3 protein-coding genes are annotated in these 2,547 nt (G+C 67.7%); all 3 read left to right on the top strand.

What is annotated here, in order from left to right; genetic code table 11:
• Nucleotides 1–229: 229 nt before the first annotated feature.
• A complete protein-coding gene (rfbC, locus tag CVM52_RS25120; protein WP_100164997.1) occupies nt 230–796 on the top strand; it encodes a dTDP-4-dehydrorhamnose 3,5-epimerase in 567 nt (188 codons plus the stop codon).
• 25 nt (nt 797–821) lie between these two features.
• The gene (gene rfbB, locus CVM52_RS25115) at nt 822–1,859 is read left to right on the top strand and encodes a dTDP-glucose 4,6-dehydratase (RefSeq protein WP_100164996.1); all 1,038 of its coding nucleotides are present in this window, start codon (nt 822–824) and stop codon (nt 1,857–1,859) included.
• A partial coding sequence (locus CVM52_RS25110; RefSeq protein WP_172721088.1) for an acyltransferase family protein occupies nt 1,859–2,547 on the top strand: 689 nt, incomplete at its 3' end. The genes rfbB and CVM52_RS25110, both read left to right, overlap by 1 nt.

The following is a 2,547-nucleotide window of genomic DNA, read 5'->3' as shown; positions in this document are numbered from 1 at the left end:
CCGCGCGCCAGCTGATGCCGGGCCGGGACGTGCATGCGCTGGAGGCCGAGTGGCGCGGCGTCTGGGCCCGCACCGGGGCGCAGCGGCTGAGGAAACCCGATGCCGCCTTTCTCGGCTGGGTGAAGAAGCGGGCCGGGGACTGAGCGGCGCCGGGCGGCGGCGCGGGGTGACAGCGGGAATGGCCCTTGCTAAGCACAGGCACAGATTTGACGAGGTGATTTGAGTATCCATGCAGGTTGAAGAAACGGCACTTGACGGCGTCCTGATCCTGACACCGAAGCGGTTCGGCGATGCGCGCGGCTTCTTCAGCGAAAGCTGGAACCGCAAAACCCTTGCCGACAAGGGGATCACGCTTGATTTCGTGCAGGATAACCACTCGCTTTCGGCGGCGGTGAACACCGTGCGGGGGCTGCATTTCCAGGCGCCGCCGCGGGCCCAGGACAAGCTGGTGCGCTGCGGGCGGGGCTGCCTGTTCGACGTGGCGGTGGATATCCGCAAGGGATCGCCCAGCTATGGCGCCTGGATCGGGGTCGAGCTGTCGGCGGAGAACGGGAAACAATTGCTGGTTCCGAAAGGCTTCTTGCACGGATTTGCGACACGCGCGCCCGACACCGAAGTTATTTACAAATGCACCGATTACTATGCGCCGGACTGTGACGGCGCGGTGCGCTTCGACGATCCCGACATCGGCATCGACTGGGGGCTGAGCGGCGCCGCGGTGCTGTCGGAGAAGGACGCGGCGGCGCCGCTGCTGGCCGATTTCGACAGCCCCTTTGTCTGGGAGGGCGGGCGATGAAACTGGTCGTCACCGGAGGTGCGCCATGAAACTTCTCGTCACCGGCGGCGCCGGTTTTATCGGCTCGGCGGTGGTGCGCCGTGCCATCGCCCAGGGCCACGCGGTGGTCAATCTCGATGCGCTGACCTATGCCGCCTGCCTGGACAATGTGGCGCCGGTGGCCGCCGCGCCGGGCTATGCGTTCGAGCAGGCCGATATCCGCGACCGGGCGGCGCTGGACCGGGTGTTTGCCACCCATGCCCCCGATGCGGTGATGCATCTGGCCGCCGAATCCCATGTCGACCGCTCGATCGACGGGCCCGGCACCTTTATCGAGACCAATATCACCGGCACCTACACGCTGCTGGAGGCGGCGCGCAGCTATTGGGTGGGGCAGGGCCGGCCGGAGAGCTTCCGCTTTCACCATATCTCCACCGACGAGGTCTTCGGCTCGCTGGGCGCGGAGGGCAAGTTCACCGAGGACACGCCCTATGATCCGCGCTCGCCCTATTCCGCCTCCAAGGCGGCCAGCGACCACCTGGTGCGGGCCTGGCACGAGACCTATGGCCTGCCGGTGGTGCTGACCAATTGCTCGAACAATTACGGCCCCTATCACTTCCCGGAAAAGCTGATCCCGGTGGTGATCCTGAACGCGCTGGCCGGCCAGCCGATCCCGGTTTACGGCCAGGGCGAGAATGTGCGCGACTGGCTGTATGTCGAGGATCACGCCGAGGCGCTGCTGCTGGTGGTGCAGAAGGGCGCGCTGGGCCGGTCCTATAATATCGGCGGCGAGAACGAGGCGAAGAATATCGACCTGGTGCGGATGATCTGCGCCATCCTCGACCGGCTGCGGCCGCAAACCAGACCCTATGCGGAGCAGATCACCTTTGTGGCCGACCGCCCCGGCCATGATCTGCGCTATGCGATCGCGCCGGGCCGGATCCGCGACGAGCTGGGCTGGCGGCCCTCGGTGACGCTGGCGGAGGGGCTGGAGAAGACGGTGCAATGGTACCTGGACAACGAGGCCTGGTGGCGGGCGCTGCAGGACCGCCACGGCGTCGGCCAGCGGCTGGGGACCGGGTGATGCCGCCGGGGCTCAGGTTCGGCGACCGCGCCGCGGGGCGGGAGAACAATTTCAACCTGATCCGCATGTGCGCCGCCTCGGGCGTGCTGGTCTCGCATGCCTGGCCAATCAGCCGCGGCCCCGGCGCGGTCGAGCCGCTGCAGGCGCAGCTGCACGGCCTCACCCTGGGCACCGTCTGCGTCTATATCTTCTTTGCCATCTCCGGCTTCTTCATCACCAAGAGCTTCGAGCGCAGCGCCAGCATCGCCCGGTTCCTGCTGGCCCGGGCGCTGCGGCTGTTCCCGGCGCTGGTGGTGGTGCTGGGCCTGACGGTGCTGGCCGGGCTGTGGCTGACCCGGGCGCCGGCCGCGACCTATCTGGCGGCGGTGCCGGAGTACCTGATCCGCAACCTCACCCTGTTCCGGCTGCAATATGCGCTGCCCGGGGTGTTCGAGGCCAACCCCTATGGCCCGGCGATCAACGGCTCGCTCTGGACCCTGAATTACGAGGTGCTGTGTTATCTCGGGGTGTTCCTGGTGGGGATTGCCGGGCTGCTGCGGGCGCCGCGCGGCGTTGCCGTGGTGTTTGTCGCGGTGGTGGCGCTGTGCCTGGCCGTGCCGCTGCTGCCGGCGCATCCGCGGCTGGTCAAGCTGCTGGATCTGGGGCTGCCCTTCGCGCTGGGGGCGGCGGCCTATATCTGGCGCGACCG

This window comes from Pseudooceanicola lipolyticus (assembly GCF_002786325.1).
Taxonomy (GTDB): Bacteria; Pseudomonadota; Alphaproteobacteria; order Rhodobacterales; family Rhodobacteraceae; genus Pseudooceanicola_C; species Pseudooceanicola_C lipolyticus.
This window is presented reverse-complemented; position numbering and strand designations above follow the sequence as displayed.

What these genes read in the sequence shown, in the direction of transcription:
- rfbB (WP_100164996.1), top strand. Translation starts at nt 822, where the DNA reads ATGAAACTTCTCGTCACCGGCGGCGCCGGTTTTATCGGCTCGGCGGTG.
- rfbC (WP_100164997.1), top strand. Translation starts at nt 230, where the DNA reads ATGCAGGTTGAAGAAACGGCACTTGACGGCGTCCTGATCCTGACACCG.